Annotated in this window: 20 protein-coding genes; 13 read left to right on the forward strand and 7 right to left on the reverse strand. The window is 33.4% G+C overall.

The features are described from left to right. The first annotated feature begins 53 nt into the window (after positions 1–53). The 8 genes from ACZ1JT_RS00110 to ACZ1JT_RS00145 are packed head-to-tail and all read left to right on the forward strand — an operon-like array spanning position 54 to position 5,378. Positions 54–926: a nucleoside phosphorylase gene (locus tag ACZ1JT_RS00110; RefSeq protein ID WP_465094143.1), complete on the forward strand. Its 873-nt coding sequence runs from the start codon at positions 54–56 to the stop codon at positions 924–926. After that, positions 926–1,303, forward strand: a complete 378-nt coding sequence (locus ACZ1JT_RS00115) for a VOC family protein (protein ID WP_465094144.1) — start codon at positions 926–928, stop codon at positions 1,301–1,303. Before ACZ1JT_RS00110 ends, ACZ1JT_RS00115 begins: the two co-directional genes overlap by 1 nt. Then, positions 1,303–1,827, forward strand: coding sequence for a GNAT family N-acetyltransferase (locus tag ACZ1JT_RS00120; protein WP_465094145.1), 525 nt, complete (start codon positions 1,303–1,305; stop codon positions 1,825–1,827). Before ACZ1JT_RS00115 ends, ACZ1JT_RS00120 begins: the two co-directional genes overlap by 1 nt. Next, positions 1,827–2,366 (forward strand): GNAT family N-acetyltransferase, encoded by a 540-nt coding sequence (locus ACZ1JT_RS00125; protein ID WP_465094146.1) that lies wholly within the window; start codon positions 1,827–1,829, stop codon positions 2,364–2,366. Before ACZ1JT_RS00120 ends, ACZ1JT_RS00125 begins: the two co-directional genes overlap by 1 nt. 37 nt (positions 2,367–2,403) lie before the next feature. Further along, positions 2,404–3,252, forward strand: a complete 849-nt coding sequence (locus ACZ1JT_RS00130) for a substrate-binding domain-containing protein (protein WP_465094147.1) — start codon at positions 2,404–2,406, stop codon at positions 3,250–3,252. Positions 3,253–3,266: 14 nt separating this feature from the next. Beyond that, the gene (locus tag ACZ1JT_RS00135; protein ID WP_465094148.1) at positions 3,267–4,199 is read left to right on the forward strand and encodes a transglutaminase domain-containing protein; all 933 of its coding nucleotides are present in this window, start codon (positions 3,267–3,269) and stop codon (positions 4,197–4,199) included. Positions 4,200–4,242: 43 nt separating this feature from the next. Continuing rightward, positions 4,243–4,827 carry a hypothetical protein gene (locus ACZ1JT_RS00140; RefSeq protein ID WP_465094149.1) on the forward strand — a complete coding sequence of 195 codons (585 nt, stop codon included), beginning with the start codon at positions 4,243–4,245 and terminating at the stop codon, positions 4,825–4,827. A gap of 11 nt (positions 4,828–4,838) precedes the next feature. Further along, positions 4,839–5,378 carry a hypothetical protein gene (locus ACZ1JT_RS00145; RefSeq protein ID WP_465094150.1) on the forward strand — a complete coding sequence of 180 codons (540 nt, stop codon included), beginning with the start codon at positions 4,839–4,841 and terminating at the stop codon, positions 5,376–5,378. A gap of 26 nt (positions 5,379–5,404) precedes the next feature. On the opposite strand, the gene ung is transcribed toward ACZ1JT_RS00145, so the two are convergent. Further along, positions 5,405–6,070, reverse strand: coding sequence for a uracil-DNA glycosylase (ung, locus tag ACZ1JT_RS00150; RefSeq protein WP_465094151.1), 666 nt, complete (start codon positions 6,068–6,070; stop codon positions 5,405–5,407). 81 nt (positions 6,071–6,151) lie between these two features. On the opposite strand from ung, the gene ACZ1JT_RS00155 reads away from it, so the two are divergent. Continuing rightward, complete coding sequence (locus ACZ1JT_RS00155) at positions 6,152–8,320, forward strand: endonuclease MutS2 (protein WP_465094152.1); 2,169 nt, start codon at positions 6,152–6,154, stop codon at positions 8,318–8,320. 1 nt (position 8,321) lies between these two features. Then, entirely contained in the window at positions 8,322–8,738 is a 417-nt protein-coding gene (locus ACZ1JT_RS00160) for a thiol-disulfide oxidoreductase DCC family protein (RefSeq protein ID WP_465094153.1), read from the forward strand. Positions 8,739–8,782: 44 nt separating this feature from the next. On the opposite strand, the gene ACZ1JT_RS00165 is transcribed toward ACZ1JT_RS00160, so the two are convergent. Then, the gene (locus tag ACZ1JT_RS00165; protein ID WP_465094154.1) at positions 8,783–9,748 is read right to left on the reverse strand and encodes a T9SS type A sorting domain-containing protein; all 966 of its coding nucleotides are present in this window, start codon (positions 9,746–9,748) and stop codon (positions 8,783–8,785) included. A 75-nt stretch (positions 9,749–9,823) separates the two neighbouring features. Beyond that, positions 9,824–10,867 carry a chorismate synthase gene (gene aroC / locus ACZ1JT_RS00170; RefSeq protein ID WP_465094155.1) on the reverse strand — a complete coding sequence of 348 codons (1,044 nt, stop codon included), beginning with the start codon at positions 10,865–10,867 and terminating at the stop codon, positions 9,824–9,826. Between the two features lie 132 nt (positions 10,868–10,999). Here aroC and ACZ1JT_RS00175 point away from each other — a divergent pair, with 132 nt between their 5' ends. From ACZ1JT_RS00175 to ACZ1JT_RS00185, 3 genes are all read left to right on the forward strand, one after another. Next, positions 11,000–11,830 carry a UDP-2,3-diacylglucosamine diphosphatase gene (locus tag ACZ1JT_RS00175; RefSeq protein WP_465094156.1) on the forward strand — a complete coding sequence of 277 codons (831 nt, stop codon included), beginning with the start codon at positions 11,000–11,002 and terminating at the stop codon, positions 11,828–11,830. Positions 11,831–11,881: 51 nt separating this feature from the next. After that, positions 11,882–12,685, forward strand: coding sequence for a hypothetical protein (locus ACZ1JT_RS00180; RefSeq protein WP_465094157.1), 804 nt, complete (start codon positions 11,882–11,884; stop codon positions 12,683–12,685). A 70-nt stretch (positions 12,686–12,755) separates the two neighbouring features. Beyond that, positions 12,756–13,241, forward strand: a complete 486-nt coding sequence (locus ACZ1JT_RS00185) for a hypothetical protein (protein ID WP_465094158.1) — start codon at positions 12,756–12,758, stop codon at positions 13,239–13,241. A gap of 34 nt (positions 13,242–13,275) precedes the next feature. On the opposite strand, the gene bshA is transcribed toward ACZ1JT_RS00185, so the two are convergent. The 4 genes from bshA to ACZ1JT_RS00205 form a co-directional block, all read right to left on the reverse strand. Continuing rightward, positions 13,276–14,427, reverse strand: coding sequence for an N-acetyl-alpha-D-glucosaminyl L-malate synthase BshA (gene bshA / locus ACZ1JT_RS00190; RefSeq protein ID WP_465094159.1), 1,152 nt, complete (start codon positions 14,425–14,427; stop codon positions 13,276–13,278). Positions 14,428–14,503: 76 nt separating this feature from the next. Continuing rightward, positions 14,504–14,965, reverse strand: coding sequence for a DUF1801 domain-containing protein (locus ACZ1JT_RS00195; RefSeq protein ID WP_465094160.1), 462 nt, complete (start codon positions 14,963–14,965; stop codon positions 14,504–14,506). Positions 14,966–14,982: 17 nt separating this feature from the next. Then, the gene (locus ACZ1JT_RS00200) at positions 14,983–17,886 is read right to left on the reverse strand and encodes a glycoside hydrolase family 3 N-terminal domain-containing protein (protein WP_465094161.1); all 2,904 of its coding nucleotides are present in this window, start codon (positions 17,884–17,886) and stop codon (positions 14,983–14,985) included. Between the two features lie 24 nt (positions 17,887–17,910). Beyond that, positions 17,911–18,393 carry an ABC transporter ATPase gene (locus ACZ1JT_RS00205; RefSeq protein WP_465094162.1) on the reverse strand — a complete coding sequence of 161 codons (483 nt, stop codon included), beginning with the start codon at positions 18,391–18,393 and terminating at the stop codon, positions 17,911–17,913. Between the last annotated feature and the right edge of the window lie 65 nt (positions 18,394–18,458).

The raw sequence follows: 18,458 nt of genomic DNA on the forward strand, positions 1-18,458 counted from the left end.
GAGCTACTAGAAACACACAACCAAGCAATTAAGTAACTCAGAAACAAAAAATTATGTCAGAAATAAAATCATCAGAATTAATACTAAATCCAGACGGTAGTGTTTATCACTTAAATCTACGTCCGGAAAATATTGCTCACGATATCATCTTTGTGGGTGATCAAGAACGTGTTGCCAAAATCACAAAACACTTTGACAGTATTGAATTTACTACGCAAAAACGTGAATTTAAAACTGAAACAGGTATTTATAAAGGTAAACGATTAACCGTACAATCTACGGGAATTGGCCCTGATAATATTGATATTGTATTGAATGAATTAGACGCCTTAGTGAATGTTGATTTAACAACCAGAACTGTTAAACCTAATCATACAGCATTAAATATTGTGCGTATTGGTACTTCGGGTTCATTACAAGCTGATATTCCTGTTGACAGTTGGGTTATGAGCAAATACGCGATTGGATTAGACAATATGTTACGCTCGTATTTAATTGAAGAACATTCCGTTTCTGAATTGGAAGACGCTTTTATAGCTCAAACCAATTGGGATTTACGCAAAGGGCGACCAACAGTTGTTCCCTGTGCTTCCAGCTTAGAAGATAAAATCTTCACCGACAAATTCCATAAAGGTTTTACAGGTACGGCTGGTGGATTTTACGGGCCTCAAGGTCGTGTAGTTCGTTTGAACATTCAAGATCCGAATTTGAATAAAAAAATGGATGCTTTCAATTATAATGGAACCAGAATGACTAATCTTGAAATGGAAACATCTGCAATTTACGGTCTTGGAAAATTATTAGGACATAACTGCTTATCGTTAAACGCCATTATTGCCAACAGAGCAGTAGGCGAATTTAGCTCAAGACCAGAACAAACTGTCGAAGAATTAATTAAATACACTTTGGATAAGTTAGTGGAATAATGAAATTCCGTTTCGCTCGACATACTAATGACTTGGAAAGAATCAAACGTTTTTATGTAAACGTTTTGGAGTTCGAAGTATTGGGAAGTTTTAAAAATCACGATTCTTATGATGGTGTGTTTCTTGGTTATCAAAATTCCGATTGGCATTTAGAGTTTACAACATCGAATGACATTGCAAATCATCATGCTGATGAAGATGATATTTTGGTGTTTTATCCCGAATCAAAGATCAAGTATAACAAACTGATTGATAATGTAATAAATAACAACATCTCAATAATTGCTTCAAAAAATCCGTATTGGAATGAAAATGGAAAAATGATACTGGATCCGGATGGTTTTAGAGTAGTAATTTCGAATTTAAAAGCTGTATAATGAACTTGCCTGTTTTAGAAACTTCACGCCTTATTCTTCGTCCTTTAGAGGATGCTGATGTAGCTGATTTTTTTAAAATAAATGACAATCCTAATGTTAGTAAGTATTTGCGAAATCCTTTACGTAACATAGCTGAAACGGAAAAGTATATTGCTAAAATTAAAGCAGAATATATCCAAAATGGGATTGGCAGGTTTGCAGTGGTATTGAAAGAGAATAATGCATTGATTGGTTTTTCCGGACTAAAGTATAGAGCGAACGAAGAAAATGGTTATGCTGATTTTTATGATATCGGATACCGATTTTCTGAAGAATACTGGGGGAATGGATATGCTAAAGAAGCAGGTTTTGCTTGGATTGATTATGGTTTTAAAGTAATGAAACTTGAACTATTGTTTGCCTGCGCTGAAGCTGAAAACGTAGCTTCTAACCATTTGCTTAAACATTTAGGATTTCAGTTTACAAATTCCTATTTGGTTAATGAAGTTTTACACAATTGGTATAAATTAGAAAACAAACTATAATGCATATAAAAATCGAAACCGAACGTTTGCTTTTAAGAGAATTGCTTCCTTCCGATCAAGAAGGAATTTTTCATTTGGATTCCGACATGGATGTTCATGAGTTTTTGGGTAAAAATCCAATCAAAACCATTGAAGAAGCACAAAACATTATCGATTTCGTTCGTATGCAGTATCACGAAAATGGTATTGGTCGATGGGCTGTTCTTTTAAAAGAGAATCACCAATTTATTGGATGGGCTGGTTTGAAATTGGTTAAAGAAGAAATTAACGGACATCAGAATTTCTATGACTTGGGCTATCGTTTCATTAAAAACTTTTGGCAGAAAGGTTATGGTTATGAAGCTGCTAAAGCCTGTTTAGACTATGCGTTTGATGAAATGAAACTTAAAGAAGTTTACGCACACACGATGATTGGTAACGAAGGTTCGAAACGAATTCTTGAAAAAATTGGAATGAAAAACACAGGAACTTTTTTTCATGGTGACGATGAATGTGCTTGGTTTGAATTGAATAAAAAAGATTATTTACAACAGTTATGAAATTAAAAATTCACGAATACAATAAAAATTATAATTCATGAGTAAAACAGTACGAATAGCCGGAGTTCCGGAACATTTTAATTTGCCATGGCACTTATGTATTGAAAATGGTGAATTTGATGAAGTAGATATCGATTTACAATGGACCGATGTACCAGAAGGAACCGGAAAAATGTGTCAGATGCTACGTAATCGCGAAACTGACATGGCTGTAATTTTAACCGAAGGAATTGTAAAAGATATTTCTGCAGGAAACGATTCGTCTATTGTTCAAATTTATGTGCAATCGCCTTTAATTTGGGGAATTCATGTGGATGCTAAATCTGATTTTCAACAATTATCGGATTTAGAAAATAAAAAAGTCGCTATTAGTCGTATGGGCTCCGGCTCTCATTTAATGGCGATTGTTAATGCTAAAACACAACATTGGAATACACAAAATTTGCAGTTTGAAATTGTAAATACTATTGACGGTGCTGTTGAAGCTTTATCTTCAGGTCAAGCCGATTATTTTATGTGGGAGCGCTTTATGACTAAACCCTTGGTAGACAATGGTACATTTAGAAGAATAGCCGACTGCCCTACTCCTTGGCCTTGTTTTGTGATTGCGGTTCGAAATGAATTTTTAACAAACAACAAACATGTTGTGGCTCAAATTTTAGAAATCATCAATAATACCACAATCGAATTTAAAGAAATTCCGAGTATAGACAGAACATTAGCTACGCGTTACAACCAAAAATTAGAAGATATCCAGGAATGGTTAAAATTAACACGCTGGTCACAAAAGAAATTAGATAAAAACACGTTTGATAAAATACAAAACCAATTATTTGAATTACATTTGATTGAAACAAAACTCAATTTCGATTTGATTGTAAAATAGTTAGGGAAACTCTAATGGTTCCAGCATTACCCCCAAAGTTACTTCGTTTACGAGAAAAGCTTTCTTTGCCAAAGCCTTGGGATACTGTTGTGATTTTTTTACTGAATATTTTAATTACCATCCCTATTTTTATCATAGCCCATCAAAACTTAATTGATCCGGGCTGGCCACTTCAAGCCGACAGAATAGCACTGTTTTTGGTAATTTTGCTTGTTGTACAATTGATTTTAAGACTATTAAAAACAATTATTATCATTTGTATTTTTTTATACCTTATTGCTTTAGTTTGGGGAACACTATTTGGCGGTTACGGGTTTTCGGCAGTATTAGAAGATTATCAGGCTATGATTTTCACTATGAACGACAGTCCGAATCCACAAGACATTATCATTTCGAAATTACTTCCATTTCCGAATAAATCTAAAATTATAGATGCTGTGGATTATACCAATCCAAAAGTTCGAAATTTCGCACTGAAAGCAACTACAATGCATTTTCAGGATGTAAAAGGACACCGAGAATACCGTCAAATTATTCAGTGTTTTGCTATTTTTAAAGAAATCAGAAACCGCTGGAACTATGTAAACGATCCTAAAGGTCGCGAATATATTGCCTATGCCAGTGAATCGCTTCAACATTTTTCTGGTGATTGCGATGATCATGCTATATTAACTTCTGCCCTAATAAGAGCCATTGGAGGAACACCAAGAATTATCCATACTGGTGGACATTTATATCCGGAAATGCTTATTGGAACTAGAGTCGATTTAGAAAATATCAACTATTTAATTAAAGAAGAATTGTTTCCGGAAGAATCTAAAGGAAAAGAAATTCATTATCACATTGACGAATACGGTCAAATATGGCTAAACCTCGACTATACAGCTAAATATCCAGGAGGACCATTTATGAGTGAAGAAATTCTAGGGCAACTTACTTTTAATTAAACTTGCTTTTGCTATATTTACCATCATTATTTAAAATATAAGTATGAAAAAAATTGCTCTACTGGCTGTTATTTTCTTGGCTCAGTTTGCTAATGCACAAGAAGATAGTACTGCAGTTGCCAGTCCGCTTTCACTTAAAAAAAATGAAATTCGCTTTGACGTAGTGTCCGTTATCACTAAAATGCGTTTTCAGGTTAGTTACGAACGTTTTTTAAACAAAGATTTTTCTGTTGGTTTAAGCACCAGTTTAGCAAAAAGCAATAAAGCTAAAGATGATTTTCAGGAAAACTTCAATAAAACATTACCTGAATACGAAGTGAATCCTTTTGTACGTTATTCCCTTTCTAAAAGCGAAAAAAACTATTATTTTGTTGAAGCTTTTGCTTCTGTAAATGGTGGTAAGTACAAAGAGCTTGAACACTTACAAGATGGCGCCTACAATTATGTAGCTGCTATAGAAAAAAAATATACAGATTTAGCTTTAGGAGGCGCTGTTGGGTATAAACTTTATTTTAACGATAAATTCTGTATGGATTTGTATGTTGGGGTTGGAAAAAACCTTTTGAATACAGATAAAAGTCCTACCTATGTTCAACGTGTTGGAGCCAATATTGGATACCGATTTTAAAAGTTATTACCATGAAAAAATTATTATACATAGCCTTACTAGGAACTTTATCACTTGTTTCGTGTAAAAGTGACGATGAATTTTACAATCAAGTTTATCTTTCGGTTCCCGATCTTATTACTATTGATACTCCGCCAGCTTTAACTGGAGAAGTCTTAAGTTTTCACACTGAATTTTCAAGATACCTTCCTGAAGAAGGACAAACAAACTTATTAGATATTCGTAAAACAAGTGGCGCAGATTATTTTGGCTTTGCTTATCGTTTAGAAAAGAAAAATACTAGTAACCAATGGGTTACTGTTTTCAATAATGAAGACGAATACGAACCCGTAAATGCTAATTATAATTCAACTAGTATGACGTATAAAGCGGATAAAGACGTTACGATTACTACTGCAGGTGACTATCGTTTAAGCTTCGGACAAAGTTATACAGGTGTGCAATCAACCGATTTAATTTCAGCTAATGCAGCAAACAAAACTATGGTTCGAATTACAACCAATGCAGATAATACCGACTCTCAAGGTTTTCTATACTTTACAGTAAATTAAAAAATCCGCCTTCTGGCGGATTTTTTTTACCATTCTATTTCGCTTTTTCCGTATTTAACTAAATACTTATTCGCTAGTTTAAAGTGATTGTTTCCAAACCATTTTTTATGAACTCCAGCAAAAGATGGATGTCCAGAAGTAAGCACGCAATGTTTATTCGGGTCTATTAGCTCCGCTTTCTTTTGAGCAAATGCTCCCCATAGCAAAAAAACCAAGTTTTCACTTTTATCGGACAACATTTGAATAACCGAATCTGTAAATTTTTGCCATTCTAAATGCTTATGGCTGTTAGGATTGTCTTTCCTTACTGTTAGCGTAGCATTTAGCAATAAAACTCCTTGGGTTGCCCATCGTTCTAAATTACCCGAAGTTGGCAACAATATATGATTGAATTCGTTGTTGATTTCTTTATAAATGTTTAATAACGACGGTGGAATTTTAACCGTATCATTCACCGAAAACGCCAATCCGTTTGCTTCTCCTTCTCCATGATAAGGATCTTGTCCAATAATCACTACTTTAACTTTATCAAATGGAAAATAATTAAAGGCGTTAAAAATTAATTCCTTTGGTGGAAAACAGGTAGTTGTCGCATATTCTTCTTCAACTTGTTTCCATAATGTTACGAAGTAATCTTTTTTGAATTCTGAAGCTAATACTTCATTCCAAGATGAATTAATTGATAGGTTCATAGCTAAAATTTAATCAAAAATATAAAAATCTATTGCAAAGAGGCTTACAACCTTTGTAACTTTGATGCTTTACAAACAAAAATGATTTCAATTACCAATAAAACATTACAAGATTTAGAGTTTCACACGGTTCTCGAAACGGTTTCCGATTTGTGTACAACAGAATTGGGAAAACAGAAAGCCTTGTCTATTATTCCGTTTAAAGAGAAGGAATTACTAATGGATATCTTGTATCAAACGTCTGAATATGTTTCTTCTTATAGCAATAACAATGCTATTCCGAATCATTATTTTGATGAGATAACAAACGAATTAAAGTTTCTTGCCATTGAAGACAGTTTTTTAGAAGCCGGAAGTTTTAAAAAAATTGCCACATTATCTGAAACAGCCAACACTTTATTGGTGTTTCTTAAAAAGTTCGATAGTTATTATCCTAAATTAAACTTAAAAGCTACTGAAGTAGAATACACCAAGTTTATTGTTCAAAAAATTGATGAAGTTTTAGACAAATATGGTGAAATAAAAGACAGTGCTTCTCCTAATTTATCCGAAATCAGAAAAAATATGAATCTGGTTCGCGGTAAAATAAATCAGAGTTTTGGTGTAGCACTTTCAACGTATAACGGACTAGGATATCTAGATGATATTCGTGAAAGCATAGTTGACAACCGAAGAGTTTTAGCGGTTTTGGCGATGTATCGACGAAAAGTTAAAGGTTCAATACTTGGAAGTTCAAAAACGGGCAGCATCGCTTATATTGAACCAGAAGCTACATTGCGTTATTCCAGAGAATTAAGTAACTTAGAGTATGAAGAACGCGAAGAAGTTACTCGTATTTTAAAACAACTTACAAACACCATTCGCCCTTATACCGACCTTTTAAAGCAATATCAGGACTTTTTAAGCGATATGGATGTAACAGCAGCAAAAGCGAGATATGCTAATAGAATTAACGGTATTCTACCAGCCATTACCACCAAAAAGTGTTTGTATTTTCGTGAGGCCTTTCATCCTATCTTACTTTTAAAAAATAATGAGAAGAAACAACCTACCTATCCTCAAACCATTGAACTTAAAGATGATAGTAGAATTATAGTTATATCTGGTCCAAATGCCGGCGGAAAAAGTATTACTTTAAAAACAATTGGACTACTCCAATTAATGCTGCAAAGCGGACTTCTAATTCCGGTTCATGAAAGAAGTGAAACTTTTTTATTTGATCGTATACTGACGGATATTGGAGATAATCAATCTATTGAAAATCATTTAAGTACATACAGCTATCGATTAAAAAACATGAATTACTTCCTAAAAAAATGTAATGCCAAAACCTTGTTTTTAATTGATGAATTTGGTACTGGTTCCGATCCAGAATTGGGTGGTGCCTTAGCAGAAGTATTTTTGGAAGAATTTTATTCTCGTGAAGCTTTTGGTATTATCACTACACATTATACCAATCTTAAAATATCAGCCAACGAATTACCATTTGCTACAAATGCAAACATGCTTTTTGATGAGAAATCGTTAGAACCTATGTATAAACTTCATTTAGGTCAAGCCGGAAGTTCATTTACATTTGAAGTTGCACAAAAAAATGGTATTCCATACGGATTAATCAATCGTGCAAAAAAGAAAGTAGAAGGCGAAAAAGTTCGTTTTGACAAAACCATAGCTAATCTTCAAAAAGAGCGTTCTAAGCTTGAAAAAACGTCTCAAAATCTAAAAGAAGAAGAAAGTAAAGCGCGTGAAGAAAGCAAAAAAATGGAAAGCATCAACAGTAAAATTCAACAAAAATTAGAAAGTTACCAAGAACTTTTTGATGCAAACCAGAGGTTAATTTACATGGGGCAAAAGGTAGATGATATATCCGAAAAATACTTTAACAATAAAGACAAAAAAATACTTATTGGTGAATTTCTGAAAATGGTTGAAATTGAAAATTCCAAACGAAAAAAAATAACCCAAAAAGAGAAAAAAGCCAAGGAAATTGTTGAGAAGAAAGTTATTGAAGAAGTAAAAGTAATTGTTGAAGAAATTAGGAAAGAGAAAAAAGAAAAGAAAATAAAGCTTCAAAAAGAAGAAGCTAACAAACCAAAAGTGCAACTTAAAGTTGGTGATCGCGTTCGCATGATTGATGGTAAATCTATTGGAACTATTGATGCAATAGAAAAAAACAAAGCTACTGTTAATTATGGTATTTTTACTTCTAAAGTCAGTATAGACGAATTAGAATTTGTTCAAGCGAAATGATATGGAAAAACTGCCCGAAAATAAAAAAATAATCCTTTTTGACGGAGTTTGTAATTTATGTGATTCCACTGTCCAAAAAATTATTAAAGCCGATAAAAACGATATCTTTCGATTTGTATCACTTCAATCTGAATTGGGTCAGGAAATTATAAAACACATTGGTATTGATACTCAAAAAACTGACAGTATTATTCTTTATGAACCCGGAATTGCCTATCATATAAAAGCAGAAGCCGCAATTGAAATTGCAAAAGCTATAGGTGGCATATATAGTTTATTAGCTTTATTTACAATATTCCCGAATTGGATTCAAAATAAAGGATACGATTACATCGCCAAAAATCGATATAAATGGTATGGAAAAAAAGAAAGTTGTATGATTCCTACACCAGAATTAAAATCTAAATTTTTAGAATAAAAAAGTCCCGAGAATTCGGGACTTTTAGTTATATGCTAATAAACTTAGTTTTTAATGATTTTCTTAGTAGCAACACCTTCGTTAGTATTGATGTTAAGGAAATAAACTCCTGCATTCAAATCTGAAACGTTAACCTGAGAATCTGAAACAGAATTTAATTCAATTGATTTAACGATTCTTCCGTTAACATCTACAACCGTTAAAGAATTAATTTGAATATTTCCTTTGTTTGAAATGTTAACTACATTATTTACAGGGTTTGGATAAGTTGAAAACTTAGATGACACAAAGCTATCTGTAGATAACGTTGCAGCAGTTACTTTGAAATCATCAACCATAAACATATATCTATCATTACTCACACATTGAATACCAATTCGAATTGTTTGACCGTCATATGCAGATAATGACTGTGTTCTTTCAGTCCAAGTACCATATGGTGGTTGAATAACTCCAACACCAGAAATAATAGTAAAATCTGTTGTAGTTGTAGGAGTACCAGCCCCAACATATACACCTATTTTATATCTTTCTAGTCCGTAACTATCCGACATTGATTTTGCCCAAATACTTAATGCACTTCCGGTAGCCCCCACTAAACTAATTGGTGGACTTACTAACCAGTCATTGTTTGCCGTTGGACCTCCAGTTGTAGAAGGAACAGCATCCCAACATGCAGCATATTTAGAACCAGTCCTAGGATCGAAGTTTCTGTTTTCTGTTTCACCTCCAACACCATTAGTTGCATTAACCACTAAAGCTGTAGTAGGATTAAAAATTTGAAAAGCCTGTGGTGCACCAGCATTAGGCCATGCAGCGTTCCATGATGGATCAGAAGCTGCTCCACCTCCAACGTAAGTATCTAACAAATCTAAATCCAATGTTAACCATTGTCCAAATCCAGAGATATCGAAATCATTATACGTTTCGAAACTATCCTGAAAAATTGTTACCTGAGAAAATCCCAGTGAAGAAAACAGTAATGTTAAAGAGAGTAATAGTTTTTTCATATTAATATAGTTTTGAGTTTGCTTAACAAAAATATATAAAATTGTGAATTAACCTATCTATTTAACAGTTAATTATTACAAAATGTAATCCACCAAAACCAAAGCTGCCATAGCTTCAACAATAGGCACTGCTCTTGGAACTACACATGGGTCGTGTCTTCCCTTACCTTGCTGCTCTATAATATTTCCGGTTACATCTAAAACTTCTTGTTTTTGCATTAAGGTCGCAACGGGTTTAAATGCAACTCTAAAATAAATATCCATTCCATTAGAAATTCCTCCCTGAATACCTCCGGACAAGTTCGATTTTGTAGTTCCGTCTGGATTAAACAGGTCGTTATGCTCACTTCCTCTCATTTTGGCACCACAAAAACCACTGCCAAATTCGAAGCCTTTTACGGCATTAATAGACAACATGGCTTTACCTAATTCGGCATGTAATTTATCAAACACAGGTTCACCAATACCAACAGGAACATTTTGAATAACACAAGTTATTGTACCACCAACAGTATCTCCTTCTTTTCGAATTTGTTTAATAAATTCTTCCATTTTTTGAGCAGTAGCAATATCTGGGCAGCGAACAGGGTTCATTTCGGTTAATGAAAAATCTAAATCCTGATATGGTTTATCTATAAAAATTTCTCCAACCGAAGAAACAAAGGCATTAATTTTAATATTCGGAATAACCTGTTTTGCAATAGCGCCTGCAACTACTCTACTTGCGGTTTCTCGAGCGGAGCTCCTTCCGCCTCCTCTATAATCACGTATTCCGTATTTTTTTTCATAAACATAATCGGCATGGCTAGGACGAAACGTATCTTTTAAATGTTCATAGTCGTTTGATTTCTGGTTTTCATTCGGAATCATAAATCCAATAGGAGTACCTGTGGTTTTACCTTCAAAAATCCCCGACAAAAACGTAACGGTATCCGACTCTTTTCGCTGGGTTACAATTGCAGACTGACCTGGTTTTCTTCGATCTAATTCTTTTTGAATCGCTTCAAAATCTAACGCAATTCCAGAAGGACAGCCATCAATTATCCCACCAATTGCTTCGCCGTGCGATTCACCAAAAGTCATTATTTTAAATTTATTTCCAAAAGTATTGCCTGCCATTGCTTCAAATTTTAATCAAAAGTAAGTTTTTTAAGCGTATTTATCCGATACAATCAAAATTAACTAATAATATGGTAACGGTCCGATAACGATATAGTAATTTTTAAATAGTTGCTTTGAAACAAAACTACATTGAAAAAAAGAAACATTGATCTTGTTGTTATTTCTGATGTCCATTTAGGCACTTTTGGATGTCATGCAAATGAATTGTTAGCCTATTTAAAATCGATTAAGCCTAAAATATTAATCTTAAATGGTGACATTATTGATATTTGGCAATTTAGGAAATCATACTTTCCAAAATCACATCTAAAAGTCATTAAAAAGATAATCGATTTTACATCAAAAGGAACAACAGTATATTACATAACAGGCAACCACGATGAAATGCTTCGTAAATTTGCTGATACTAAAATGGGTAATATATCTATCATTAATAAATTGGTTTTAGAGTTGGATGGAAAAAAAGCTTGGTTCTTTCATGGCGATGTTTTTGATAATTCGGTTCATCAAGCAAAATGGATTGCAAAACTTGGTGGCATTGGATATGACTATTTAATTTTATTAAACCGCTTTATAAACTGGTGTTTGGTTAAAATGGGGAAAGAACCTTACTCGCTATCTAAGAAAATTAAATCCGGTGTAAAAAAGGCAGTAAAATTCATAGCCGATTTTGAAAATGCTGCTATAGATGTAGCTATTGATAACCAATACGACTACGTAGTTTGTGGACACATACATGAACCTAAATTGGAAATACGCACTACAAAACATGGTTCAACAACCTATTTAAATTCGGGCGATTGGATTGAAAACCTAACAGCCTTAGAATATCATAAAAAACGTTGGAAGCTCTATACACACCAAAAAACAACTCCAATAGATGAAGAAAAAGAATATTTCGAAATGGAAGAGCAACTTTACGAGCAAATGGTTCTTCATTCAATTTTGACAAAAAAATAAAATCTATTTCATTTTTAGTATATTAGCTAATCTAAAACCCTTACTAAAATCATGAAATTAAAATTAGTATCATTTGCCTTTTTTAGTTTAGCTCTTTTTTCGTGTTCATCGGACAGCCCTTCAGATTCAAACATACCAAGTACGAATTTTACCATACCCTTGGAAACTGGTAAATACTGGACATACGATGTTACTGATGGAACAAACAATACTCGAGACTCATTATATATATCTGGCGATACACTTATTAATTCGATAACGTATAAGAAGTTTAAAACAAAAGATAATATTGCTACAGGATTTTATACATCGTCTATTAGAAACAATGGGGTTCGTGAACAAGATCATAAACTATTACTTTCAGGAGACTTAGGATTGGCCTCTGGACAACAATTACCAATTACATTAGATTTATCGCTTTCTGATTTTATCATTTTTAAAAAAAATGCAGCAAATGGTGAATTGCTTTCTTCTAAATCTGGAACTATTAATCAAACTATTCAAGGCTATCCGTTGACAATTAATTACACCCTAAAATCTATTGGCGGCAATGTATTAAATAGCTTTACAGTACCTGGTTCAGGTACAGATGTATATTCTAATGTAAGAACCTCAAAAATTGTGCTTCGTGTTTCTGTAACTACAACAATCGATATTGGCGGCACACCATTTACACAAACTGTACTTTCCGAACAAGATGTATTAACCTCTACACAATACCTTGCTGATACCATAGGAGTTGTATATGTAAACACTGTTACATCATATAACATGAATGCTTTAATTGCTACTCAATTAGGCATAGATCCTACTAATTCACAAACCCAAGAAGAGTTTTTAGACACCTACAATTAATGTTAATTTTTTTTGAAACTATACTAAAATTAAAAAAGATAAGTTTATATTTGTTAAAATTAAAAACAGTATGAAAAAAGTAATTTTATCTGCTATTATGCTACTAGGCTTAGCATTTAGCGCACAAGCACAAGAAATTTCAAAGAACGCATTAGGTTTACGTTTAGGGGACAACGATGGCTTTGGAGGTGAAATTTCATATCAAAGAGGTCTTTCTAAAAACAACCGTTTAGAATTCGATTTAGGTTGGAGAAATAGTCATGATGTTGATGCTTTTAAATTAGCTGGTCTTTACCAATGGGTATGGAACATCGATAAAGGTTTCAACTGGTATGCTGGAGTTGGTGGTGGTGTTGGTTCTTGGAGCTACGACAAACATGGTTTTAGCGACAGTGGAACTTTCTTATTTGCAGCTGGAGATATTGGTATCGAATATAATTTCGATATTCCATTGCAATTATCATTAGACTTCAGACCTGAGTTATACTTCAATGATGACTGGAGAGATGACAACTTCGGACCGGATTTAGCGTTAGGTATCCGTTACCGTTTCTAATAATAAAAAAAGTCCCGATATAATCGGGACTTTTTTATTTAATCAAATTTTTGTTTTTATACTTTTTCAATGCTTTTTCATATAAAGCTTCGTAAATAGGCATAATATTTTGAATGTCAAATTCTTTTGCAAGTTCAAGTGCATTCTTTTTAAATTGAAGAAGCCTACTGTCATCTGACAAAATTAAAACTGCATTTTTAGACATTTCTTCAACATCACCTACATCGCTTAAATATCCTGAATAGCCTTGCTTGTTTACTTCTGGTAAACCTCCAGAATTACTGGAAATTACTGGAACGCCAGAGGCCATTGCTTCTAGTGCTGCTAAACCAAAACTTTCCGTTTCAGAAGGCAATAGAAACAAATCTGAAAAACATAATATTTTGTCAATTTCATGGCTGTTTCCGAAGAAAATTACCTTGTCTGTAATATTCAAATCTCTACAAAGTTTTTCAGCAACTTCTTTTTCTGGGCCTTCCCCCACCATCATTAACTTCGACGGAATTTCTTTTTGTACATTATAGAAAATTTTCACTACATCGGTAATTCGTTTTACTTTTCTGAAATTACTAATATGTGTAATAATTTTTTCTTCTTTTGTTGCCATTAACGATCTATGACAATTAGAAGTCACATCCATTCGTTCTTTATCGATTTCTATGAAATTCGGAATTACTTCAATGTCTTTCTTAATATCGAATAACCTATACGTTTCTTCTTTTAAACTCAAAGAAACGGAAGTCACATAATCCGATTTATTAATACTGAAATTTACTGCTGGTTTATAGAAGGGATGATTTCCAACTAAAGTAATATCAGTTCCGTGCAAAGTGGTAATCATAGGAATCTTTATTCCTTCACGCTTTAACATTTGCTTAGCCATATACCCTGCATAAGCATGCGGAATGGCATAATGCACATGCAGTATTTCAATGTTGTGAAGTTTAACCATATCGACCAATTTACTGGATAAGGCTAATTCATAAGGCTGATAATGAAACAGTGGATATTCTGGAACGTGAACTTCATGGTAATGAATATTCTGATTTAACAGTGCTAAACGAACCGGTTGACTATAGGTAATAAAGTGAATTTCATGTCCGCGTCGGGCTAATTCTAACCCAAGCTCTGTGGCTACAACACCACTCCCTCCAAAGGTTGGATAGCAAACAATGGCTATTTTCATTTTTATGTTTTAAGTGGATACTAAGTTAAATCAAAAAAGTAAGGTTTGTCCTTACTTTTAGATAAAATTAACTTTGCTATTTTTCACGATTAAGCATTTGCTCATACAACATAACCCAATTTGTAGCCGATATTTTTTGAAACAGTTCTCCAAGCAATTCAAAAGGAATCTGATCCATTTTTTTAAATCGGATGCAACTCTTACCCATATCCAATTTCGTTTTAGAATGTTTAGGATATTCGGCAACAAACCAATCTAACAATCTTTTATCGGAATAAATCCCCATGTGATACACAGCAATAAAGTTTTTTTGGGAAGCAATGCTAAGAAACATTAATGGCAGTTTAGGATCACAGTGATACCCTTTTGGATAAGTGGAAAACGGAACCACCCAGCCTAACATTCCATAACACATGGTTTCTTCAAAACCTTGCGGAAGATTTTTAATAATGGTATCCCGCAATTGTTGTATTACTAATTTTCTATCTTCAGGTAAAGATTCTAAATAGTCTTGTGGTGATGTTGCGGTAGATTTCATAGTGAATTTAAGCTAAATTAATCCGTTATGGCTTGGTATATTATTTTCTGAATATCTTCTCGAATGTTGTTTTTAGAAAGCTTATTTTCAGCTGAACTTGGGTATGTTCTATTCGAAAGGAAAATATAAATTAATTCTTTATCCGGATCAGCCCAAGCTATGGTTCCTGTAAAACCGGTATGTCCAAAACTCGACATTGAAGTACAACCGCATGTTGGTCCTTCTCCTTTTAATTGTGGTTTATCAAAGCCCATACCTCTGCGGTTACCAACATTACAGTAAGCACAATGATTGAAAGCATCAAAAGTTTTTTCAGAAAAATATTGTTTTCCGCCATAATTACCTTTTTGCAAATACAATTGCATCATCTTAGCCACATCAACCGCATTAGAAAACAATCCGGCATGACCACCTACTCCACCTTGCATAGCTGCCCCCATATCGTGTACATAACCCTGAATTTTAGTATACCTAAAATAATTATCATTTTCGGTTGGAGGAATAATATCCATATCGTAGGTATGCAATGGATTATACATCATAGAATTCATTCCCATAGGTTTATAAAAGTTATTGTAACTGATAAAATCTAAAGGTCTGTGATATGTTTTTTCAAGATATTCTTTCAACAAGATAAAAGTAAAATCACTGTATTTGTATTCTTTTTTAGGCAACAATTTACTTTCAGCAATTTTTTTAATAATGGTATCCGAATAGTCTTTTCGTAAATACAAATTTTCATCAACTTGAATAGGAAACTCAGGAGAATATGTTTTTCGATAGTATTTTTTTGAAGGATGCTTGGTACTATCCAAGGTACTTTGGTAAAACGGAATCCAAGCTTGCAATCCGGCTTGATGTGCTAACATTTCTTTTAAAGTAATATGAGCCTTATCAGTATCCGAAAAAACAGGCAACATTTGTTCTAATTTAGTATCAAATTTAATTTTGCCTTTATCGTAAAGCTGCATCACATTTGGAAGTGTCGATAAAATTTTGGTCAATGAAGCTAAATCGTAAATATCTTGATTAGAAACTTTGGTAAACTTTTTATAATCGTGATAGCCAAATGATTTTTGATATACAATTTTTCCTTTTCGAGCAATTAGAATTTGCATACCTGGAGTCATTTTTCCATCAATTGCTTTTTGAGCTATACCGTCTATCTTATCCAATATTTTCGGATCCATATCCACATTTTGCGGAGTTGAATAAGCCAAAACATTTGTTTTATGCGTTTTTATACCCGAATCTACTTTAAAGACATTGTTTATAGATACCGGAATTTTACCCTTTGCAGCAATTGCACCAAATATTGTTTCGGCAGCAACTGTTTGTGCAATAGAATTATTTTGATAGGCTAAAACAACATTTTTAATTGCTGAAAAGTTCTTTATTGCCAACATTGTATATGGCTTAGCAAAAACCGCCAAAGTAACATTGTTATGCTTCGAAATTGAATCTAATAGTACGAGTTCTTCTTTTTTAAAATCATGCTTTTTCCAAGCGCCGTCCGATTTATGAAAACCAACAATTACCTTGCTGAATTTTTTTAGATTATCCAACATTAAATGAATGCTATCGGTTTCAACTTCTGTAATTTTAGCATAGGTTTTCATGCTTTCAACAAAAGGTTTACCCGAATCGTCACCTATTTTAACATAAGCAATATTTTCATCCGCAATATCTGTAATTGGAAAATCATCTTCTTTTTTTAGAACCGTAACTGCATTTTCATACAACTGATAATTCAAATCATCACATTCTGGCGCATTTAAATCTTCGTATAGGTTTTTTAAATCGATTGGTTTATAATGATTTAACCCAACTCGATATTTGTACATCAGAATCTTTTTTACCGAATGTTCCAAACGAGCATCCGTAAATAGTGAGTCATTATAAGCTTGGCAAAATTTTTCCATAGCAACAGGAACATTTTCGGCGAAAAGCAAAATATCGTTACCTGCTAAAAATGCTTCTAAATCGATATCGCCAGGCTGCTTGAAATTGCTTGCGCCTTTCATGTTTAGCGCATCTGTAAAAATCAATCCTTTAAATTTAAGTTCACCTTTCAAAACATTGGTTACAACATTATACGAAATCGAAGTAGGATAACCATCACGTGGCTCCATGCTTGGTACATTTAAGTGAGCAACCATAACACTGGCCAGACCTTCTTTAAATAGTTTTTTATACGGATAAAATTCTACCTCGTTAAATCGCTCTTTAGAAAAAGTAACCGTTGGAAGTGTATGATGTGAATCGGTTGAAGTATCGCCGTGACCTGGAAAATGCTTACCTGTAGCTAAAACACCCTCACTTTGAATTCCTTTCATAAGTGCTAAAGCTCTTTCGGTTACATTCTCTTTATTTTCACCAAAGGAACGATTTCCAATAATTGGATTAAGTGGATTGGTATTAATATCTAAAACTGGAGCAAAATTAAAATGAAGACCCAAACGTTTGGCTTGTTTCCCCATTTGTTTTCCCATTTTTTCAATTAATTTTAAATCTTGAACCGCTCCTAAAGTCATGTTCCATGGATAACGATAGGTAGAATCCAAACGCATACTTAACCCCCATTCTCCATCAATACCAACAAACAAAGGTACTTTTGACTTAGACTGATATCGATTCGTTAATTTCGCCTGACGTACTGGTCCACCTTGAAAAAAAATTAATCCTCCAATTTTATATTGTTCAATTAAATTGTCAATCGATTTAACATGATCAGCATCTTTATTTGAATATGCAGCTACCATAAAAAGCTGCCCTACTTTTTCTTCAAACGTCATTTGATTGTATATGCTATCAACCCAAACAACTTCATGAGCTTCATCGAATAAATCTTTAGAAACATGAGCAGTTTGAGCCAAAAGAGTTTGACCAATTAAAAGAAGAAAAAACAGTATTTTTTGCATTATGTAATAACGTAATATTATATTTTAAAAAAAGCGGCTATGCCAGCTCTCGCTAGCAGGAACTTCCCAAAAATCTTGCCATTCTCCAACAGTATTTACTAAATTGTTGAAAACAATGGTATTGGCAGAAACTGCTTTTTCTTTAGCCATTTTTTTAAATTCAATTAAAGGCTTGTACGCAATAAATTCCCCTAAACAGAAGGTTACGTTCATACGATCTAATAAATCTACATTGTATTTTTTTTCGAGGCTCTGAATAAAATTAACAGATGCATCTATAGAACAACCTGTTGCGTTTTGAACAGCCTGATTGATTGCAATAATAATGAAACGATTGTATTTTGTTAAAAATGAAGCTTCTAAGCCAGTACCATGAGCTGACCACTCACGTATAAACTCGGTAAGAGCTGTTTCTATTTCCGAAATTTCTTCATCGGAAAATTTTCTATCAGATTGATATACCCAAATACGGGAATCTTCAGGCAATGTATTAAAATCTACTAACATAATTTTGGGTATTTATCAAAGCTACTAAAAACACAAAAAACCATCGCTTATTTGCAATGGTTTTA

The sequence above is a fragment of the Flavobacterium sp. IC2-16 genome (assembly GCF_055521455.1).

Coding starts and splice junctions, on each gene's coding strand:
- ACZ1JT_RS00110 (WP_465094143.1), top strand. CDS start 54: ATGTCAGAAATAAAATCATCAGAATTAATACTAAATCCAGACGGTAGT.
- ACZ1JT_RS00115 (WP_465094144.1), top strand. CDS start 926: ATGAAATTCCGTTTCGCTCGACATACTAATGACTTGGAAAGAATCAAA.
- ACZ1JT_RS00120 (WP_465094145.1), top strand. CDS start 1,303: ATGAACTTGCCTGTTTTAGAAACTTCACGCCTTATTCTTCGTCCTTTA.
- ACZ1JT_RS00125 (WP_465094146.1), top strand. CDS start 1,827: ATGCATATAAAAATCGAAACCGAACGTTTGCTTTTAAGAGAATTGCTT.
- ACZ1JT_RS00130 (WP_465094147.1), top strand. CDS start 2,404: ATGAGTAAAACAGTACGAATAGCCGGAGTTCCGGAACATTTTAATTTG.
- ACZ1JT_RS00135 (WP_465094148.1), top strand. CDS start 3,267: ATGGTTCCAGCATTACCCCCAAAGTTACTTCGTTTACGAGAAAAGCTT.
- ACZ1JT_RS00140 (WP_465094149.1), top strand. CDS start 4,243: ATGAAAAAAATTGCTCTACTGGCTGTTATTTTCTTGGCTCAGTTTGCT.
- ACZ1JT_RS00145 (WP_465094150.1), top strand. CDS start 4,839: ATGAAAAAATTATTATACATAGCCTTACTAGGAACTTTATCACTTGTT.
- ung (WP_465094151.1), bottom strand. CDS start 6,070: ATGAACCTATCAATTAATTCATCTTGGAATGAAGTATTAGCTTCAGAA.
- ACZ1JT_RS00155 (WP_465094152.1), top strand. CDS start 6,152: ATGATTTCAATTACCAATAAAACATTACAAGATTTAGAGTTTCACACG.
- ACZ1JT_RS00160 (WP_465094153.1), top strand. CDS start 8,322: ATGGAAAAACTGCCCGAAAATAAAAAAATAATCCTTTTTGACGGAGTT.
- ACZ1JT_RS00165 (WP_465094154.1), bottom strand. CDS start 9,748: ATGAAAAAACTATTACTCTCTTTAACATTACTGTTTTCTTCACTGGGA.
- aroC (WP_465094155.1), bottom strand. CDS start 10,867: ATGGCAGGCAATACTTTTGGAAATAAATTTAAAATAATGACTTTTGGT.
- ACZ1JT_RS00180 (WP_465094157.1), top strand. CDS start 11,882: ATGAAATTAAAATTAGTATCATTTGCCTTTTTTAGTTTAGCTCTTTTT.
- ACZ1JT_RS00185 (WP_465094158.1), top strand. CDS start 12,756: ATGAAAAAAGTAATTTTATCTGCTATTATGCTACTAGGCTTAGCATTT.
- bshA (WP_465094159.1), bottom strand. CDS start 14,427: ATGAAAATAGCCATTGTTTGCTATCCAACCTTTGGAGGGAGTGGTGTT.
- ACZ1JT_RS00195 (WP_465094160.1), bottom strand. CDS start 14,965: ATGAAATCTACCGCAACATCACCACAAGACTATTTAGAATCTTTACCT.
- ACZ1JT_RS00200 (WP_465094161.1), bottom strand. CDS start 17,886: ATGCAAAAAATACTGTTTTTTCTTCTTTTAATTGGTCAAACTCTTTTG.
- ACZ1JT_RS00205 (WP_465094162.1), bottom strand. CDS start 18,393: ATGTTAGTAGATTTTAATACATTGCCTGAAGATTCCCGTATTTGGGTA.